Below are 18,765 nucleotides of genomic sequence, written 5' to 3' on the forward strand. Positions count from 1 at the left end.
CGCGTGAGGCGCTGACTCCCCCTGTCACTCAGCGGACTCCCAGGTCCTCAGGGGGTCGTTCGATGGCCTGGGAGCGCAGTTGCTGGGTGAGACCCCCGTCGAAGAGGTAGGTCGCGCCGTTGGCGAAGTCGAAGACCGGTGTCGCCAGCACTGCGACGGCGTGAACCACCTCGGCAAGGTCCGCGTAGCGCTGTAGCGGGACGTCCCGGACGAGGGCGTCGAGGTGTACCCCGTCGGCAGAGGTGGTCGAGGAGTCGTCGATGGGGCCGATCGCGATAGCCCTCGTCGAGATGTGGAGCGGGCCGTACTCCAGGGCGAAGCTGCGGGTGAGGCTCTCTGCGGCGGCTTTGGCCGCGTCGTAGCCGGCCTTGTAGCGGTGTGCCCTGGTGCCGCCGACCGAGCCGAGGACGAGCATGGCGCCCGGGACACGGTGGGCTGCTGCGGCTTCCGCGACCGTACGCAGGACCGCGTAGGTGGTCACCAGGTTGTCCTCGATCGCCGCGCGGAAGGCGTCCATGTCGTTGGTGGCGATCCTGGCGAGGTGGGGTACCCGTCCGGCGGCGTGGAAGAGCTCCACGCGTTCGGCTCCGTCGAGGAACTCGTCGACCAGGTGCGTGAAGCGTTCCGTGCGGCAGTCGACGGCGTGCCATCCCGGCACCGTGCCGGTGGTGGGATCGGCCGGTTCGGAGTCGATGAGAAGAAGGCGTCCCTGCTGGGCGGCGAGGTGTGCGGCGAGCGGGCGGCCGATGAAGCCGGCCGCTCCTACGACGATGCGGTGGACCACCTAGGCCTCCAGGATCCGCTGGTAGAACTCCCCCAGGGCGTCCGCCGCCTCGTCCCACTGCGGCAGGGCCGGCGCTCCCGGCCCTCCCACCCTCCATTGTCCTTCCGCCGGAACGGTCAGGGCCTCCTGCCAGCGCAGCACGGCCACATCGTCGTCCCACGGCTCAACGATCTGCCAATCGTCGACCGCCGGCCCGTAGGCGTCCGCTCCCACCGGCGGCGGTGACAGGATGCGGCGGCCTTGTTGCGCCGCGGCCACCAACACGCCGCTGGACCACACCCGCTGGTAGGGCAGCGCCACCCAGTCCACCTGCTCCAGCAGCCGCCCAAACTCCGGCCCGGGGTGAAAGCCCGGAAGGTAGCGGACCCGGTCGTGGGCGGCCGCGATCTCGGTCAGGGTGTGGTGGGTGGCCGGATCGTCCGGATAGCCCGCGATCAGCAGCCGCTGTTCGCCGACGGCGTGTCGGACGAACGCCTGCGCGAAAGCGGCGGTCCGCTTGTAGGGGCGCAGTCGGCCGAAGCAGCCGATCGTCGCGCCGTACAGGGATCCCCCTCGGCCGGGCCCGAGTTGGGGGTATCGGGGGTGGGGCAGGTGCAGTGCCGGGCCGGGCAGTCGGCTGCGGACCTGGCGTGCGGCCAACTCGTGCTCTTTGGTGAAGAAGTGGGCGCCGTGCGTAAGCGAGTCGACCTCGTCGATGAAGGACACGTTGCCGTGCGTCCCCTCTTCGTGAGGGGCGAGGTCGTGCACCGTCTGGACCAGACGCGCACCCCGGGCGGCTAACTCCCGCAGGAGGGCGATCGCCTCGGCGTCGCCGAGCAACCTGGCGAGCATTTCGGGCCAGTGCAGGTGCACGATGTCCGGCACCGAACCGACCAGGTGGGAGAAGTCTCCCGGGGCGAACCCCGGTTCGTCGCGACACAGACCCGGGCGCAGCACCTCGGCCCCTTGGGCCGCGAGGTGGCTCTCCTGAAGTGCCACGTAGTCGTTCCAGCCGCAGGTCTCGGGTATCTGGAGCACGCGGAGTCCGGTCACTGCTCAGTCGCCTTCTGAGATCCCCCTACGGGGCAGAGATCCCTGAGTGCGGGGAGGGCTGGGTGTGACGGCGCCGTACGGGTCATGAATCCTCCACCGTGTAATGGCAGCGCGCCGGTGCGCAGCATACGAGGAGCACCGGCTCGACTTGATGTGTCCGTGATGAATGTTCACAGGTCAGGCAGCAGGTAACGCCCGGATCCGGGAAGTGGCCGGATCCAACCAGCGGTCCTGGCCCAGGCGCTCAGCGCCCACGACGGCTGCAAAGCAACGCGCCCCGGGACGGACCAAGATCCGGACCTGCTGCGGACCAGCCCGGTCCCGCCGCGGAGACTGGATGACGTTGCGCCTCGTCCACAGGAGTGCGAGCGGCGTACCGTCGGGGGCCGGGACCCCCCTCCGGTCCCGGCCCCACGGCTCAGACGAGCAGCCGGGTCTCGGCGCTCGGCAGTTTGGTCCACCAGTGGCCGTACCGGCGGTAGACCTCCGGTTCGCGGTCGGCCAGGAAGGCCGTCAGCGCCCGGGCCTCGCCGGCGAGGTCCTCCCAGACCTCCTCCGGCAGGGGGTGGAAGGCGGTCGCCTCGATCCCGGCGCCGGCCGGGCGCCACACCCCGGCGACCCGGCCGTCGACCAGCAGGGTCGCCAGGGTGTCGCCGTTCATCCGTGCGACGAGCTTGCGGTACTCCGGCGGGACGACGCGGCTCCGGTCGGCGTAGGCCAGCAGCACGCTGTCCCACATGGCCATCAGCCGGGGCGGCGCGGGCGTGTCCTCCGCCGGGCGCGGTGCGCCCGGGACGTCGAACAGCTCCTCGCCGTCCGGGCCCGTCAGCCGGTCGAGGCTTCCGGAGAGGTCCAGAGCGCGCAGTGCCTGGCGGATCCTGGCCCGCTGGACCAGGGAGAACTGCGCGACGTCCGCCACCGACGCCGGCCCGAACCCCTCCAGATAGCGTAGGACCAGCGCCTTCAGGGACTCCTCGGACGCCTCCGGGGCCGCCGGTACCGTGCGCGGCCGGCTCGGGGGCGCGACGTACGACGGGCGCTCCCCGAACGACCACGGCGCGGCGGTGGGCGCGTGCAGCAGCGGCGCGTACTGCCGCAGTCCCCACCACGCTCCGGGCTGCGGCGCCGCCCCCAGCCGCCGTCCGAGCCAGGCCTCGCACTCGGCCGTCGTACGGGGCCGGTCGGCGAAGTCCAGCAGCTCCGGCACGAGGACGTCGGCGTCCTCAGCCGTCAGCCCCGAGTCCGTGAAGCGGGTCCCGAGCCGGGCGGCCCGTACGGACGGCTGCACGGCCTCCCGGAAGGGCGGGTAGTCCTCCGCGTGCACGGCGTGCAGGGTCAGCCGCATCAGCGTCGACTTGACGACCTCGCGCCCCGTGAAGGCGGCGTCGAGGTCGGCCGGGTCGAAACCGGCGAGCCGGTTCCACAGCGCGAGGTAGGGCGAAGCGGCGTGCTGCGCCTGCAGGGCGACCACCCGGCGGACCGCGTCGCCGACCCCCATCGCCTCGCGCCGCAGCAGCAACTGCCGTGCGAGGGTGGAGCGGTTGAGCTCCCTTGCGCTGACCTTCATGCCACGACCGTCCCGTCCCCTGTCGGAACGCGCAGCCTAACCGGCACCTCCGACAGCGCCTCGGATTCAGATGCTGACGCCCTTCGACCGGAGGTAGGCCAGCGGGTCGATGTCCGAGCCGTACGAGGGCCCCGTGCGGATCTCGAAGTGCAGGTGCGGGCCGGTCGAGTTGCCCGTGGAGCCGGAGAGGCCGATGGTCTGGCCGCCGGTGACGCTCTGGCCGGACGAGACGGACAGCTGGGAGAGGTGCGCGTACTGGCTGTACTTGCCGTCGGCGTGCCGGATGACGACCTCGTTGCCGTACGACCCGCTCCACCCGGCGGAGACCACGGTGCCGGCGCCGACCGCCTTGACGGTGGTGCCGCTGCTCGCGGCGAAGTCGACCCCGGTGTGGTAGCCGCTGGACCACATGGAGCCGGCGGTCTTGTACGCGGTGGAGGTGCCGCCGCCGACCGGGGCGACGAAGCCGGTCGAGGTGGAGCCGGTCTGCCGCTTGGCGGGCGCCTTGGGGGCGGGCGCCGCGGGCGCGGCGGCCTCATCGGAGGAATCCGACGAATCGCCAGAAGTGGAAGAACCGGAGGAATTAGAGGAAGGGGAGGAAACGGACTTCTTGGCCGGCTTCGGCGTTTCGGCCGCCGCGGCCGGAGCCGCGCCCTTCGCGCCGAGCGTGAGCTTGAGGCCCGGGTGGATCAGCGAGGGGTCGGTGCCGACGGCCTCGCGGTTGTCCGCGTAGAGCTGCTCCCAGCCACCCGTGAGGTGCTGGCGCTCGGCGATCTTGGAGAGGTAGTCGCCCGGCACCACGGTGTAGACGGTCGGGGCGCCCTGTGCGGCGGCCGGCGCGGCCTGGAGCGCTGCCGGCACCTGCGCGGCCACCACCTGCGGGGCCTGGACCTGAGCGGCGGCGGGCGCCGCGGCCGGGGCACCCGCGGCGTGGGCGCCGGTGGCGCCGAGCAGCGGAAGCGCGAGGGCCGCGCCACCGGTGCCCGCGGCGGCGAACCCGCGGGATATCGAGCGGGACTTGGGACGGCGGTGCTTACCCGTTCCGGACATGTCGAATTCCTCTCCGACGCCTGCGAGGTGAGCTGTCGGGTTCGGACTGGAGATGTCCGGCCGCCCTCGTGCCGGTGAACAGCACATGTACGGCTTCACCCCGAGCTGTCCCGTTGTAAAGATCTCGACCGGAGATCCGGAACAGCGGCTTACCTGGTTCCCCCGCTCCTGCCACGCGCGTGAATAGTCGGGTGCGGTTTCCGGTCGGTGGCAGGATTAGGCGGTCCGTCCGGATCGATCGCGAACGTAATCGAGTACGGCCGCACGGAACAAGTCATGAATTCCCCAACGGAATCTTGAAGATGACGGGCCGCCGGAATTCCGGTCACCCTCCGTCCATTCCGCACCTTCAACAACCGCCCCAGCAAGGCAATTCGCCATTCGCGATCAGCCACTCACCGTCACCGTATGATCTGCCTCACGGGGGCGTGTCCGATCTCGCCTCTCGCTATGGCAAGTTGCCCACAAGTAGCGTAATTCGGACACCGTCAACGACGACGAGACGACGACACGGAGGAGCCCGGTGACCCAGCCGATACCCCAGAGCCCCCACGCCGATCCGGCACCGCAGGAGCCGACGTTGATCGGAGTGCGCAACTTCCGCGACGTGGGCGGGTTGCCGACCACGGACGGTCGACGGGTCAAGTCGGGACGACTGTTTCGAAGCGGACATCTCGCGCATGCCACCGAAAGCGACGCGGAGTTCCTCGGGTCGCTCGGACTGCACACCGTCTTCGACTTCCGCAACGGCGCCGACCACGCGCTGGAGGGTCCGGACGTGGAGCTGCCGGGGGTGCGCAACGTCAACATTCCGCTGTCGGATCCGGCCGACGGCAGCGAGTTCTGGAAGATGGTCCGGGGCGGGGGGCTGGCGCAGCTGCGCGAGCTCCTGGGCGAGGGCAAGGCCGCCGCGCGGATGTCCCGTTCGTACCGGACGATGATCCGGACCCGTACCGCCGAGCACAGCCGGGTGGTGCACGCGCTCGCCGAGGACAGCGTCCCGGCCCTCATGCACTGCGCCGCCGGGAAGGACCGGGCCGGCCTGTCGATCGCCGTCACCCTGCTCGCGCTGGGCGTCGAGCGGGAGGCGATCGTCGCGGACTACCTGGAGTCGAACGCCCCGCACAACCGCTACCGGGTCCGCCGGGGCAGCGATGCGCCCGAGGCCCGCGCCCCCGAGGTGATGGAGCTGCTCGCCCCGCTCTTCGACGCCCGCGCCCCGTACCTGACCACGGCCTTCGACGCCATCGACGAGGAGTGGGGCGGCGTGGAGCGTTACCTCGCCGAGGGCCTCGGGCTCTCGCCCGAGACCCTCGACAGGCTCCGCGACCGGCTGCTGGACTGACGCCCCACGAGGTGGGCCGTCGCCCGCCGAGCCGCCGGTTCAGCGGTTGGCGACGGCCTGCCTCACGAGCGTCCGGCCGAAGTCCCACATCAGCGCGCCGCCGCCGTGGGCCTCGTCCATGACCGCGCGGAAGGCGCCGACGAACCGGTCGACGTCCGCCTCGTCCACGATCAGCGGCGGGATCAGCTTGATCACTTCCAGGTGGTCGCCGGAGACCTGCGTGAGGATCCGGTGCTTCTGCAGCAGTGGCACCACGACCATCTGCGCGAACAGTCCCTTGCGCGCCGCCTGCAGCATGCTCCAGCGGCTCCGCAGCCCCAGCGAGGACGGCCGGCCGAACTCGATGCCGATCATCAGCCCGCGTCCCCGTACCTCGTGGAGCAGTTCGTACGCGTCCACGAGCGCGGCGAGCCGGCCGCGCAGCAGGTCGCCCATCGCACGGGCGCCCGCCACCACCTGCTCGTCCTCCATGACGGACAGGACGGCGAGCCCGGCCGCCATCGCCTGCGCGTTGGAGCCGAAGCTGGCGGAGTGGACGAGCACCCGGTCCATGGAGGAGTAGACCTTCTTGAAGATCAGTCCTTGCCCAGGGTCGCGCCGACGGGCACGTAGCCGCCGGAGAGGGCCTTGGCCACGCAGACGAGGTCCGGTTCGACCCCGGCCTCGTGCTGGTAGGCGTAGAAGTCGCCGGTCCGTCCGAGGCCGGTCTGCACCTCGTCCGCGATCAGCAGCGCTCCCCGCCGGTGCAGCGCCTCCTGCGCGGCGAGCAGGAATCCGGGCGGGGCGGCGAGCACCCCCTTGCCCTGGATCGGCTCCACGACGAGGGCCGCGACGTCCCCCTTCTTCAGCTCCCGCTCCAGCGCGGCCAGGTCCCCGAGCGCGATCCCGGTGTCCGGCAGCAGCGGCGCGAAGCCGTCGCGGAAGCCGGCCTCGCCGTTGACCGACAGCGAGCCCGTCGTGAGCCCGTGGAAGGCGTGGTGGCAGTAGAGGATCCTGGGCCGCCCGGTGGCGTACCGGGCGAACTTCAGGGCGGTCTCCACCGCCTCGGTGCCGCTGTTGCCGAAGAAGACCCGGTCCAGGTGCGGACTGTGGGAGAGCAGCTTCTCGGCCAGCAGCCCGGGCAGCGGCTGGCAGTCGAAGCGGGTGAGGTCGGCGAGCTGGGCGTCCAGCACGTCGTGCAGGGCCTGCCTGACCACCGGGTGGTGGCGGCCCAGGCCCATCACCCCGAAGCCGGCCAGCATGTCGAGGTAGTCGTTGCCCTCGGCATCCCAGAAGTGGGCTCCCTCGGCCCGCACGTAGACCTTGTCGAACCCGATGGTGTGCAGCATCCGCGGCAGCTGGTGGTTGAGGTGGCGGGCGTGCAGTTCGTACCGCTCGCCACCCCGCTCGGCCAGCAGGGCGCCGAGATCGAAGCCGGTCATGCCGACTTGTCCCGGTTCCCGCCCCCCACGGTCTCGCGGACCGCCCGCAGCGACTCCTTCAGCGAACCCATGGTGGCCAGGACGGCCGTGGGCTCGTACCCGCAGTGCGCCATGCAGTTCGCGCAGCGCGGGTCCTTCCCGCGGCCGTACTTGCTCCAGTCGGTCTCCTCGATCAGTTCCCGGTACGTGGGCACGTACCCGTCGCTCATCAGGTAGCAGGGGCGCTGCCATCCGAAGAGCGAGTAATTCGGAATGGCCCAGGCGGTGCAGGGGAAATCGGCTTTGCCTTCCAGGAAGTCCAGGAAGAGCGGGGAGTGGTTGAGCCGCCAGCGCCGCCGGTTGCCTCCGGCGAAAGCCTTCTTGAAGAGTTCGCGGGTCTGTTCGACGCCGAGGAAGTGCTCCTGGTCGGGGGCCTTTTCGTAGGCGTAGGCCGGCGAGATCATCATCTCGTCCACCTGGAGATCGTCATTGAGGTAGTTGAGGACCTCGATGATGGTCTGCGGGGTGTCGGTGTTGAAGAACGTGGAGTTGGTCGTCACCCGGAATCCGCGGCGCTTCGCCTCCTTGATGGCCGCGACCGCCTCGTCGAAGACCCCTTCCTTCGCCACCGACTCGTCGTGGCGCTCGCGCAGTCCGTCGATGTGGACGGCGAAGGCGAAGTACGGGGAGGGCGTGAACTTCTCGATCTTCTTGCGGAGCAGCATGGCGTTGGTGCAGAGGAATACATACTTCCGCTTGGCCACCAATTGGCGCACGATCTCGTCGATCTGCGGGTGCATCAAGGGCTCGCCGCCCGCGATGGACACCATGGGCGCGCCCGATTCCAGCACGGCGCCCACCGCCTGGGCCACGGGCATGCGCTGCTTGAGCACCCCGGCCGGGTGCTGGATCTTCCCGCACCCCTCGCAGGCCAGGTTGCAGGCGTAGAGCGGTTCCAGCTCGACGATCAGCGGGAACTTCTCACGCTTGCGGAGCTTCTGTTCGAGCAGGTACGTCCCGACCCTGATGGTCTGTCGCAGTGGCATGGCCATCTGGCTCACCTCCTGGGGAGCAGCAAAGAACGGTGCCATTCATAAAACGCGGGCAGTACGGCACGCAGTACGCGAAAGGCCGATATTCCCCCGCGAACGGTGCCGATGCGGACGAGCTCATGCTCCGGAGCGTCCACGATCACCCGGACGGCCGCAACCGGACGGTCCGAGCCCCCCGGGGCGCTCCCGCCCCGGGTCGCGGCCCAGAGGGTGGCGGCCGATTCCATGTCGACCCCGATGGCGCCGCCGGCGCGCAGCTGGGCGCGCTCCTGGCCCCGGACGACGTGGTCGGATCCGGTCAGTGCACCGAGGTGTACGGTCCGGCCGGGTACGGCCCGGGCCAGCGCCTCGGCGAGCAGGGCGGTACCGGCGCAGGCGACCGTGCCGCGCGGGTCCCGGGTCTCCTCGGCGACGACCAGGTCGCCGGGGCTCATGCCGGGCAGCAGCCCGGCGCAGAATCCGGTGGCGAGCACGGCGGCGCCGTGCAGCTCCGGCTCGGCCAGCTTCCGGCCGACGGCGCGTTCGGCCGCGCGCGGGCCCATGCCGGTGCGCAGGACCTCGTACCGCTCGGGCGCGCCCCGCTCGCGGCCGCCGCGGTACGAGGTGCTGCGCAGGGCGGTCCGCTCGATGCGCAGGGCGCAGGCGATCAGCAGCGGCTGCGGGGCGGCCGCGGCGGGGCCGCCGGTCATCAGGCCTCCCCGGGCAGCGGGGCGGTGTGCGGGAGGGCGGCCGGATCCGCGTACCGCCCGCCGGGGCCGAACGGTTCTCCGTAGAGGTAGCGGCCGAGGGCGGTGAGCGGGAAGACCTGGCGGTACAGGTGGTAGTTGATGGAGAAGTCCCAGGGGAATCCGGTACCGGTGAAGTACGGCTCGTCCCAGGTGCCGTCGGGGCGCTGGGTGGAGACGAGGTAGCCGATCCCCCGCCGCACGGACGGCGCGTCGCGCTCCCCCGCCGACAGCAGGGCCATCAGCGCCCACGCCGTCTGCGAGGCGGTCGAGGCACCCCTCCCCGCCCAGGACGGGTCCCGGTAGGAGCGCTGGTCCTCACCCCATCCCCCGTCCTCGTTCTGTACGGATTCCAGCCAGTCCACGGCCCGCCGGATCGCGGGGTGCGAGGGGGCGAAGCCCGCGGCGGTCAGCGCCGGGACCACCGAGCCGGTGCCGTAGACGTAGTTGGTGCCCCAGCGGCCGAACCAGCCGCCGTTCGGGTCCTGTTCGGCGAGGAGCCAGGCGATGCCGCGCCGGGTGCGCGCATCGCCCGCCCGGCCCTCGACCGCGAGCATTTCGACGACGTGCGCGGTGACGTCGGCCGAGGGCGGGTCGATGACCTCGCCGAAGTCACAGAAGGGCAGCCTGTTGGGGTAGGGGCTGGTGTTGTCGGCGTCGAAGGCGCCCCAGGCACCGTTCTTCGACTGCATGCCGAGGTTCCAGGACACGCCCCGGGCGATGGCGCCTTCCACCCGTGCCGGGTCGGGGTGCTTGACGCGGCGCAGGGCGAGGACGACCTCGGCGGTGTCGTCGATGTCGGGGTAGTTGTCGTTGTGGAACTCGAACGCCCAGCCGCCCGGGGCCAGTCCGGGCCGGCGCACGGCCCAGTCCCCGCTGCGGACGATCTCCTCGCCGAGCATCCAGTCGGCGGCCTTGACCAGGGCGGGGTGGTCGGGGCGCAGGCCCGCGTCGGCCAGCGCGATGGCCGCCAGGCAGGTGTCCCACACCGGGGACTGGCAGGCCTCGATCATGCGGGCGCCGTCCGCCCGCCACACCGTGAACCGGTCGAGGGACTCCAGTCCGGCCCGCATCACCGGGTGCCCGAGGTCGTATCCGAGCAGGTGCAGGGCGATGACGGAGTACACGGCGGGCGGCTGGATGCCGCCCCAGCAGCCGTCGTTCTCCTGGCGTTCCACGATCCAGCGGCCGGCGCTCGCCATGGCCGCCGCGCGCAGCCGGCGCGGGGCGAACCGGCGGTAGACGTGCAGGGCCTTGTCCATCCGCTGGAACGCGCCGTCCCAACTGGCGATCGGCGCCAGCTTCTTGTCCGGGTACGGGGTCCGCGCGTCGGTGTGCAGCTCGTCCAGGGCGAAGGGGGCCGGGCGGACGGGGCGCAGGGCGGAGACCACGGTGAGGGGCACGATCGTCTGCCGGGCCCAGCAGCCGAAGTCATAGATGTTCAGCGGCACCCAGGGTGGCAGGAAGAGCAGTTCGGGCGGGAGTTCGGGCAGGTGGTCCCAGCTCCACCAGCCGAACAGCGCCAGCCAGATGCGGGTGAAGACGCGCGCTCCCGCGACTCCGCCGTGGGCCCGGATCCACGCCGAGGCGCGGGCCATGTGCGGGGCGCCCGGGTCGTCTCCGGCGAGGCGCAGGGCCACGTAGGCCTCGATGGTGGCGGACAGGTCGGAGGGGCCGCCGTGGAACGTGGCCCAGGTCCCGTCCTCCTGCTGCTCGCCGCGGATGAACAGGGCCGCGGACCGGGTGGTGTCCTCGTCCCTGATGCCCAGGAACTGGCGCAGCAGCAGGTCCTCGGCGTCCATGGTGACGTTGGTCTCCAGGTCGCCCTTCCACCAGCCGGCCTCGTCCTGCCGGTCGAGCAGGTCGCGGACGGCCCGCTCGATGGTCTCGCGGACCCCGCGCAGCCCTTCGGGGCCGGGGTCCGGGACCGGGCCCGGTGGCCCGGCGAAGGGCCCGGGGCCGGGTTCGTTCGGGTCGGCGCCGCAGGCATGGGCGCCGCCGTTGGTCGTCGCAGTCATGGCTTCCCCTTTGCGTGCAGTGTCCTCTGCTCTGCTGTCCTGGGGTTCGCCGTCGGACGGTACTACCGGCAGGCGGTACCGTCCGGCGACTTGCGATTCATATGCGCGTACGGGTGGCGATCACCTCTTGCGCACGACGACGAAGTCGGCGAGCGCCACGAGCTGGTCGCGCACGCGCTGGTCCATGTCCACGTCGTCGAGGGCCTTGATGGCGATCTCGTACTGGCGGCGCGCCTCGTCGGCGGTCCACCGGCGGCCGCCGGCGGCCTCGATGAGCGCGGCGCGGGCCGCGAACTCCTCCTCCGAGAAGTTCTCGAAGTCGTTGCTCTTGGCGTCGGCGGCGAGCAGCTCGGTGAGTTCCTCGCTGGCCGGTCCGCCGGCGGCGAGGGCGGCGACGACGGGCAGCGACTTCTTGCGCTGGCGCAGGTCGCTCCAGGTCTGCTTGCCGGTGGACTCCGGGTCGCCCCAGATGCCGAGGAGGTCGTCGACGGCCTGGAAGGCGAGGCCGAGGTGGTAGCCGTACTCCTCCAGCTTGTCGGCCGTACGGTCGTCCGCGCCGCCGAGCACGGCGCCGATGGAGACCGCGCAGGCGAGCAGGGCGCCGGTCTTGTTGCCCTCCATCTCCAGGCACTCTTCGACGGTGACGCTCTCGCGGTGCTCGTAGGAGATGTCCTGGGCCTGGCCGTCGATGAGCTTGCGGCTCGCGGTGGTCAGGCGGCGTGCCGCGCGGCCGGCCTCGACCGTGCCGAGCTCCAGCAGCACCTCGTTGGCCAGGGCGAACAGGGCGTCGCCGACCAGGATCGCGAGGGCGGGTCCGTGGACCTTCCAGACCGTGTCGCGGTGGCGGCGCTGCTCGTCGCCGTCCATCAGGTCGTCGTGCAGCAGCGAGAAGTTGTGGACGAGTTCGACCGCGACGGCGCCGGGGATGCCGACCTCGGCGGCGGCGCCGGCGGCCTCCGCCGAGAGCAGGGCGAGGGCCGGACGGACGGCTTTGCCGCCGTCGCCGTCCGCCGGGTTGCCGTGGGCGTCGATCCAGCCGAAGTGGTAGGCGGCGACGGTGTCCATGGGCGCGGCGAGCCGGTCCACGGCGGCGCGGAGCACGGGCGTCGAGAGCGTACGGCCTCGTTCGAGGAGGGCGAGCGTGTCCGCCTTCTCCCCGCCGGCCGGGCCCGCACTGGCGTCCGTGTTCTCGACGGCCGGATTCCCCGGGTTCACTGGCTCTCCTCTGGTTCCTGTACGTACTGCGGTGCGTGGTGCTGCGGTGCCGGTCGTGCCGGTACCAGGGGTACCGATGGCGCTGACGGTGCCGGTGGTGGTCATACCGCCTCCTGCAAGGGGTGTTCGCGGTGGCGGCCCAGCGGGACCAGCGCGGCATGGGCCGCGGTCAGTCCGCTGCGGACGGCGCTCTCCATGGTCGCGGGCCAACCCGTCGCGGTCCACGCACCGGCGAGGTAAAGCCCCGGCGTGTCGGTCCGGGTCCCGGGACGCAGCCGTCCGACACCGGGGGTCGGGGCGAAGGTCGCGGTGCGCTCCCGGGTGACGAAGAAGTCGCGCACCTTGGCTCCGCGCGCGGCGGGCAGCAGCCGTTCCAGCTCGGGCAGGTACTTCGCGCGCAGGACCGAGACGGGCTCGTCGATGTCCTCGTGGGCGACGGACTGGGACAGCGCCAGGTACTGGCCGCCGTCGGGGAGTCCGGAGGAGTCGGTGCGGTCGAAGACCCACTGGACCGGGGAGCCCAGGGCCGCGAAGAACGGTGCCTTGAGGACCTTTCGGTCGTACACGACGTGCACGTTGAGGATCGGCGCGGTCCCGATGTCGAGCAGCTTGTCGGGGTCCTCGAGCGCCCCGGCGGGCAGCAGTCCGTGCGCCTCGCGCTGCGGGACGGCGAGGACGACGGTGCCGGCGTCGAACGAGCCGCCCTCGGTGGCCACCCGCCAACCGTCCTCCGCGGTACGGGAGATGTCGGTGACCCGGGTGCGCAGTTCGGTGCTCACCCCGGCGGCGTCCAATGCCTTGCGGGCGAGGGTGTCGTGCAGGTCGCCGAGCGGTACCCGGGCCCAGCCGATGTCGGCGGCGCCGTTCTCGGAGAGCAGGCCGGTCTTGAAGACCATGGCGGCCAGGCCCAGCGAGGACTGCCCGGCGGTGGCGTTGAGGGTGGCGATGCCGACGAGGTCCCACAGCGCTTCGATGGTGCGCGGGGACTGGCCGTACCGGCCGAGCCAGGTCGCGAAGTCCACGCCGTCGAGCGCCGGGTCGGCGGGGTCGAGGCGGCGCAGGGCGAGGGCGGCGCGCCCGACGGAGGCCCGCTCCGCGAGCGAGAGGTGCGGGTAGCGGGCGAGGGAGCCGGCCAGGTGCAGCGGTACGGGCAGGGCGCTGCGGCGCAGCCGTCCGAGCCGGGGGCCGCCGGGGTGGGCGACGTCCAGGACGGGTACGTCGAGCCGGTCCTGCAGGGGCGCCAGGTCCGCGCCGTCGATGCGGTCGAGGAACCACCGGTAGGCGGTGCAGCAGCGCAGGTAGACGTGCTGGCCGTTGTCCACGGTCAGTTCCCCGCGCTTGAAGGAGAACGCCAGGCCGCCGAGGCGGGGCCGGCCCTCCAGCAGGGTCACCTGCAGGCCCGCGTCGGCGAGTTCCAGCGCAGTGGTGACGCCGGCGAGCCCGCCACCGACGACCACGGCGTGCTGCGCGCTCATGCGTCCTCCTCCGTCGCTCCCACAGACGCCGCCGGGCGCCGCGGGGTTGCTCCCGTCCGCCCCGCCGGCACCGCTCGCCGGCCCGCCGTCATCAGAGCCGCCTCCTGGTGCTCTGGCGCGCGATGGTCCGCGCGTCGAGGCCGGAGAGGCCGCGGACGGCCACGTACGCCTTCTCGTGCGGCGGCAGCGAGACCCGGCCGCGGAGCACGGCCTCCGGCTCGCGCTCGATGCGGTCGAGCAGCCGCCGGTAGATGCCGGCCATGGCCGCGACGCAGGCGCCGCTGCGCCGGTCGAGCAGCGGCAGCAGCCGGTAGCCCTCCACGAACAGGGCTCGGGCGCGCCGGACTTCGTGGTGGACGAGGCCGGCGAAGTCGGCGCCGCGGGGCATCCGCTCGCTGCGGAAGCCGTCGGAGCAGCCGAACTTGGCGAGGTCCTCGGCGGGCAGGTAGGTGCGCCCGTTGCCGGCGTCCTCGCGAACGTCCCGCAGGATGTTGGTGAGTTGCAGGGCGAGGCCGAGGGTGTCGGCGTACTCGCCGGCCCGTGCCGCGTCGTGCGCGCCGGAGCCGTTGGTGGAGGCGGTGCCGAACACTCCGAGCGAGAGCCGGCCGATGGCTCCGGCCACGCAGCGGCAGTAGACCTTGAGGTCGTCCCAGGTCTCGTACGTCTCGCCGCGGACGTCCATGAGGACGCCGTCGATGAGCTCGTCGAGCCCTTCGAGCGGGATCGGGAAGCGGCGCGAGGCGTGCGCGAGGGCGACCGCGACCGGGTCGGTGTCGTCCTCGTCGATCTCCTCGGCGCGGATCCGGCCGAGCAGGGTGCGGGTCTCCTCCAGCCGGGTCAGCTTGACCTCGTGCGGCAGCGTGCCGTCGCCGATGTCGTCGACCCGGCGGGAGAAGGCGTACAGCGCGGACATGGCCTGCCGCTTGTCTGCGGGCAGCAGCCGGATGCCGTAGGCGAAGTTGCGCGCCTGCGAGCCGGTGACGGCCTCGCAGTAGCTGTAGGCAGCCGAAATCGGTGCGGACATCGCTGTCGGCACGGACGGCGCGCCCGGTGCGGACGCGTGTGTGGGGCCCTCCACGATCGGGCTCACCCCTTTCTCGGCGCTGTGCGCAGGACGGCGGCCACCTCGCGGAGCAGGACGCTCTTGGTGGCCTTGGGCGGGCCGGGAAGGACGTCGAACCCGGCTGCGGTGACGGCTCGCAGGGCGGCGCGTCCTCCTCCCACGAAGCCCGCGAGCAGCAGCCGGAGCCTTCCGTGGACGCTGCCCACGAGCGGCGTGCCTTCGTCGAGGAGCTCCCGCGCCCGTTCGGTTTCGAAGGCGACGAGGGCGCGTACGGACGCACCCGCGGTCGGTGCCTTCAGTTCGGTCTCGGTCACGTGGAAGCGGCGCATGTCCTCGCCCGGGAGGTAGATCCGGTCCCGGGCGAGGTCCTCGGCGACGTCCTGGAGGTGTTCGGCGATCTGCAGGGCGGTGCAGACGGCGTCGGAGCGGCGGATCCGCTCGGGGGTGCTGGTGCCGGTGAGGTCCAGCACGAGCCGGCCCACCGGGTTGGCGGAGAGCTCGCAGTAGCCGACGAGGTCGCCGTACGTCGCGTAGCGCGCGACCCGCTGGTCCTGGCGGTTGGCCTCGATGAGCGCGAGAAACGATGCGGGGGTGAGCCCGTGGGCGCGCACGACGGGCTGCAGGGCCAGCATCAGGGGGTGGCGCGGGGGCCCGTCGGTGCCGCCGAAGACGCGGCCCAGGTCGGCTTCGAGGGCGTCGAGCATGGCGGGCCGGTCGTCCGCGGCGGCGGGGTCGAGGCCCAGCAGCACGGCGTCGTGGCCGCCTGGGGCGAGGTCGCCGTCACCGATGTCGTCGACCAGGCGGGCGTACCCGTAGACCGCCATCAGGCCCTCGCGCCAGGCGCGGGGCAGGAAGGCGGGGGCGACGGGGAAGTTCTCGGAGCGCGCCTTGCCGAGGGTGGCGGCGCCGGGGCTGGCGGGGAGGGAGCCGGAGGCGTCGGACCGCTCGTGCGGCCGGGGGCTGGTGCCGTGCCCCGGGGTCACCGCCCGCCGCCCGCGGCGGGGACGGCCGTCGTGCCTGGGGGCCGGAGAATTCCCGTAGCCATTGCCGTCACATCTCCCGTTCTACACTGCAAACCCAAAACATCCTATTTCGGACACGCCGCCGCGTTTTCCCCGGGGCGTTCTGGGCTATTCGCCTATGGGGTGAATCGCCCCCTCTTGCCCGCGATTGGGCCTGGCCCAGCTTACGCTGTACAACGCCGCCAGGCCTCGACGGGTATTCGCTCCGCCCGCAATGTCGCCCGCACGCCACCCGCGGGAAAATCGGCCCGCCCCGTGCGCCTGGCGCCCGTACGGCATGCGACGGCCCCCGCCGCCGGACGCGGTGGGGGCCGTCGGTGGAAATCCGTCAGCCGGTCGCCTTCTCGTATGCCGAGACGACTTCCTCGGTGGGACCGTCCATCAGGAGTTCGCCCCGCTCCAGCCACAGCACCCGGTCACAGGTGTCGCGGATGGAGTTGTTGTTGTGGCTCACCAGGAAAACGGTGCCGGCCTTCTTGCGCAGTTCGCGGATGCGCGCCTCGGAACGCACCTGGAACTTCCGGTCACCGGTGGCCAGCGCCTCGTCGATCATCAGGACGTCGTGGTCCTTCGCCGCGGCGATGGAGAAGCGCAGGCGCGCCGCCATGCCCGAGGAGTACGTGCGCATCGGAAGGGAGATGAAGTCGCCCTTCTCGTTGATCCCCGAGAAGTCGACGATGTCCTGGTAGCGCTCCCGGATCTGCTCGCGGGACATGCCCATCGCGAGACCGCCGAGGACCACGTTGCGCTCGCCGGTGAGGTCGTTCATCAGCGCCGCGTTGACACCCAGCAGCGAGGGCTGGCCGTCGGTGTAGACCTTGCCGGACTCGCAGGGCAGCAGCCCCGCGATGGCGCGCAGCAGGGTGGACTTGCCGGAGCCGTTGGAGCCGATGACGCCGATGGCCTCGCCCCGGTACGCCGTGAAGGTGACCCCGCGCACGGCGTGGACCCGGCGGACACCCGGTGCGTCGCCGCCCCGGCGGACTATCTTGCTGAGCGCCGCCGTGGCGCTGCCCTTGCCGGAGCTGCCGGTGTTGACCCGGTAGACGATGTGCACGTCGTCGGCGATGACGGTGGGGACGTGCCCCTGGTTGTTCTCAGCCACGGCCGTAACGCTCCTCAGCCTTCCAGAAGTACACGAATCCGCCGGCGCCGATCAGGACGGCCCAGCCGACCGCGAAGGCCCAGACGTGCGGCGGCAGGTTCTCCCGGCCGTATCCGTCGATGAGCGCGAAGCGGATCAGGTCCATGTAGATGGCGGCCGGATTCCACTGCAGCGCGTCCGCGATCCACGCGGGCTTGTCCTTGAGCATCTCGTTGATCGAGAACATGACGCCCGAGGCGTACATCCACGTACGCGTGACGAACGGCATGAGCTGCGCCAGGTCGGGGGTCTTGGACCCCATCCGGGCGAAGATCAGGGCGAGGCCGGTGTTGAAGGCGAACTGGAGGACCAGCGCCGGGAGCACCAGCAGCCAGGACAGGCTCGGATAGTTGCCGAACCCGACCGTGACCACGAACACGACGATCATCGAGAACATCAGCTGCTGGAGCTGCTGCAGCGAGAACGAGATCGGCAGCGAGGCGCGCGGGAAGTGCAGGGCGCGGACCAGCCCGATGTTGGACGGGATGGCTCTGACACCCGCCATCAGCGAGCTCTGCGTGAAGGTGAAGACGAAGACGCCGATCACCAGGAACGGAATGTAGTCGTTCTTGTCGATGCCCCGACCGGCGTCGAGGATCAGCCCGAAGATCAGGTAGTAGACCAGCGCGTTCAGCAGCGGGGTCGCCACCTGCCAGATCTGACCGAGCTTGGCCTGGCTGTACTGGGCCATCAGCTTGGCCCGGGAGAAGGCGATGATGAAGTGGCGGCGGTCCCAGAGCTGGCGCACGTACGCGGGCAGGCCCGGCCGGGCTCCGCTGACGGACAGGCCGTACTTCCTGGCGAGCTCCGAGGGGCTCAGCCCGGCGTCATCGGACGGCCGCTTGCTCGTGGCAAGGGCTCCGTCCTGGGTTGTGTCACTCACAAGATGAAACTTTCCGTCTTCATGATGCGGCAGAAGGTGGCATCGGGCCTGAGTCGATCGGTTCGTGATCGCGCCATGGTCTCAGACCCGGACGTGTCAGATGACAGGCGGTCGGCCCAGCCGGGTCAGCCGCCAGACCGTACGCCATTTCATGGGGCGCCGTGGACCACAGGAGGTGGTCCAGCCCTCCTTGAACCCGCCGAACCAGGCCTTGAGCGCCGGCCCCGAGGGCTTGCGCAGGAGCGTCAGCAGGAGCCAGACGCCCACGTAGACCGGGACCAGCGGGGCGGGCAGGTTGCGGCGGGCGAGCCACACCCGGTTGCGAGCCACCATACGGTGGTAGACCGCGTGCCGGGAGGGGGCCGTGGCGGGGTGCAGGAGCACCATGTCCGCCCGGTAGTCGATCAGCCACCCGGCGTCGAGCGCCCGCCAGGCCAGATCGGTCTCCTCGTGCGCGTAGAAGAACTGCCCGGGGAGGTCTCCGACCTGCTCGAACACCTTCGTGCGGACGGCGTTGGCGCCGCCCAGGAAGGTGGTGACGCGCGAGGAGCGCATCGGGTCGGAGGCCCGCAGCCGGGGGACGTGCCGCCGCTGGGTCTCGCCGGTCTCCGGATCGGCGATCCGGAAACTGACGATGCCGAGCTCGGGGTCCTCGGCGAAGGCCTGCCGGCACAGTTCGGCGGTGTCGGTGCGCTCCAGCAGTCCGTCGTCGTCCAGGAAGAGCAGGACGTCCACGTCGAATCCGTGGCCGCCCGCGGTGCGGAAGGCCTCGATGCCGACGTTGCGGCCGCCCGGAATGCCCAGGTTCTCGGGCAGCTCGACGGTGCGCACGCCCGCCGCCGGGTCGGCGAGGCCGGTGAGGCGGACGCCCTGGCCCACGACGACCACCTCGACCGGGGCCCCGTCCTGCCGGGCCACCGAGTCGATGAGCGCCTTGAGCTCGTCCGGGCGGTTGCCCATGGTGATGATGACGGCGCCCAGCCGCAGCGG

At 71.6% G+C, this 18,765-nt stretch carries 15 protein-coding genes, 1 pseudogene and 1 riboswitch; of the genes and pseudogenes, 1 reads left to right on the forward strand and 15 read right to left on the reverse strand.

Features of this window, described 5'->3' with window-relative positions; translation table 11 throughout:
• Positions 1–28: 28 nt before the first annotated feature.
• The 4 genes from ACE1OC_RS07430 to ACE1OC_RS07445 all read right to left on the reverse strand — a co-directional run bounded on the left by ACE1OC_RS07430 (position 29) and on the right by ACE1OC_RS07445 (position 4,433).
• On the reverse strand, positions 29–784 hold the full coding sequence (locus ACE1OC_RS07430) for an SDR family oxidoreductase (protein WP_407836316.1): 756 nt from the start codon (positions 782–784) through the stop codon (positions 29–31).
• Positions 785–1,816: a hypothetical protein gene (locus tag ACE1OC_RS07435; RefSeq protein WP_407836317.1), complete on the reverse strand. Its 1,032-nt coding sequence runs from the start codon at positions 1,814–1,816 to the stop codon at positions 785–787.
• A gap of 418 nt (positions 1,817–2,234) precedes the next feature.
• Positions 2,235–3,383, reverse strand: a complete 1,149-nt coding sequence (locus ACE1OC_RS07440) for a winged helix DNA-binding domain-containing protein (protein WP_407836318.1) — start codon at positions 3,381–3,383, stop codon at positions 2,235–2,237.
• 66 nt (positions 3,384–3,449) lie between these two features.
• Positions 3,450–4,433 (reverse strand): M23 family metallopeptidase, encoded by a 984-nt coding sequence (locus ACE1OC_RS07445; protein ID WP_407836319.1) that lies wholly within the window; start codon positions 4,431–4,433, stop codon positions 3,450–3,452.
• Between the two features lie 4 nt (positions 4,434–4,437).
• A riboswitch (cyclic di-AMP (ydaO/yuaA leader) is annotated at positions 4,438–4,633 on the reverse strand.
• A 323-nt stretch (positions 4,634–4,956) separates the two neighbouring features.
• Here ACE1OC_RS07445 and ACE1OC_RS07450 point away from each other — a divergent pair.
• Positions 4,957–5,778, forward strand: a complete 822-nt coding sequence (locus ACE1OC_RS07450) for a tyrosine-protein phosphatase (RefSeq protein WP_407836320.1) — start codon at positions 4,957–4,959, stop codon at positions 5,776–5,778.
• 39 nt (positions 5,779–5,817) lie between these two features.
• Here the strand turns inward: ACE1OC_RS07450 and ACE1OC_RS07455 are convergent.
• The 11 genes and pseudogenes from ACE1OC_RS07455 to ACE1OC_RS07505 all read right to left on the reverse strand — a co-directional run bounded on the left by ACE1OC_RS07455 (position 5,818) and on the right by ACE1OC_RS07505 (position 18,735).
• Positions 5,818–7,199, reverse strand: a pseudogene (locus ACE1OC_RS07455) (aspartate aminotransferase family protein).
• Positions 7,196–8,230: an adenosyl-hopene transferase HpnH gene (gene hpnH, locus ACE1OC_RS07460; protein ID WP_250740866.1), complete on the reverse strand. Its 1,035-nt coding sequence runs from the start codon at positions 8,228–8,230 to the stop codon at positions 7,196–7,198. The pseudogene ACE1OC_RS07455 and the gene hpnH overlap by 4 nt, the downstream one beginning before the upstream one ends.
• A 5-nt stretch (positions 8,231–8,235) precedes the next feature.
• Entirely contained in the window at positions 8,236–8,919 is a 684-nt protein-coding gene (locus ACE1OC_RS07465) for a 1-hydroxy-2-methyl-2-butenyl 4-diphosphate reductase (RefSeq protein ID WP_407836321.1), read from the reverse strand.
• Complete coding sequence (gene shc / locus ACE1OC_RS07470) at positions 8,919–10,973, reverse strand: squalene--hopene cyclase (RefSeq protein ID WP_407836322.1); 2,055 nt, start codon at positions 10,971–10,973, stop codon at positions 8,919–8,921. Before shc ends, ACE1OC_RS07465 begins: the two co-directional genes overlap by 1 nt.
• A gap of 120 nt (positions 10,974–11,093) precedes the next feature.
• A complete protein-coding gene (locus ACE1OC_RS07475) occupies positions 11,094–12,188 on the reverse strand; it encodes a polyprenyl synthetase family protein (RefSeq protein WP_388497705.1) in 1,095 nt (364 codons plus the stop codon).
• Positions 12,189–12,289: 101 nt separating this feature from the next.
• Positions 12,290–13,663 carry a hydroxysqualene dehydroxylase HpnE gene (gene hpnE, locus ACE1OC_RS07480; protein ID WP_407836323.1) on the reverse strand — a complete coding sequence of 458 codons (1,374 nt, stop codon included), beginning with the start codon at positions 13,661–13,663 and terminating at the stop codon, positions 12,290–12,292.
• Between the two features lie 91 nt (positions 13,664–13,754).
• Entirely contained in the window at positions 13,755–14,687 is a 933-nt protein-coding gene (gene hpnD / locus ACE1OC_RS07485; protein WP_407836324.1) for a presqualene diphosphate synthase HpnD, read from the reverse strand.
• A 62-nt stretch (positions 14,688–14,749) separates the two neighbouring features.
• Positions 14,750–15,709, reverse strand: a complete 960-nt coding sequence (gene hpnC, locus ACE1OC_RS07490) for a squalene synthase HpnC (RefSeq protein WP_407836325.1) — start codon at positions 15,707–15,709, stop codon at positions 14,750–14,752.
• Positions 15,710–16,076: 367 nt separating this feature from the next.
• Entirely contained in the window at positions 16,077–16,853 is a 777-nt protein-coding gene (locus tag ACE1OC_RS07495; protein WP_250740860.1) for an ABC transporter ATP-binding protein, read from the reverse strand.
• A complete protein-coding gene (locus ACE1OC_RS07500) occupies positions 16,846–17,775 on the reverse strand; it encodes an ABC transporter permease (RefSeq protein WP_407836326.1) in 930 nt (309 codons plus the stop codon). Before ACE1OC_RS07500 ends, ACE1OC_RS07495 begins: the two co-directional genes overlap by 8 nt.
• Before the next feature lie 96 nt (positions 17,776–17,871).
• Positions 17,872–18,735 carry a glycosyltransferase family 2 protein gene (locus tag ACE1OC_RS07505; protein ID WP_407841499.1) on the reverse strand — a complete coding sequence of 288 codons (864 nt, stop codon included), beginning with the start codon at positions 18,733–18,735 and terminating at the stop codon, positions 17,872–17,874.
• Between the last annotated feature and the right edge of the window lie 30 nt (positions 18,736–18,765).

It is taken from the genome of Streptomyces stoeckheimensis (assembly GCF_045822005.1).
Lineage (GTDB): Bacteria > Actinomycetota > Actinomycetes > Streptomycetales > Streptomycetaceae > Streptomyces > Streptomyces stoeckheimensis.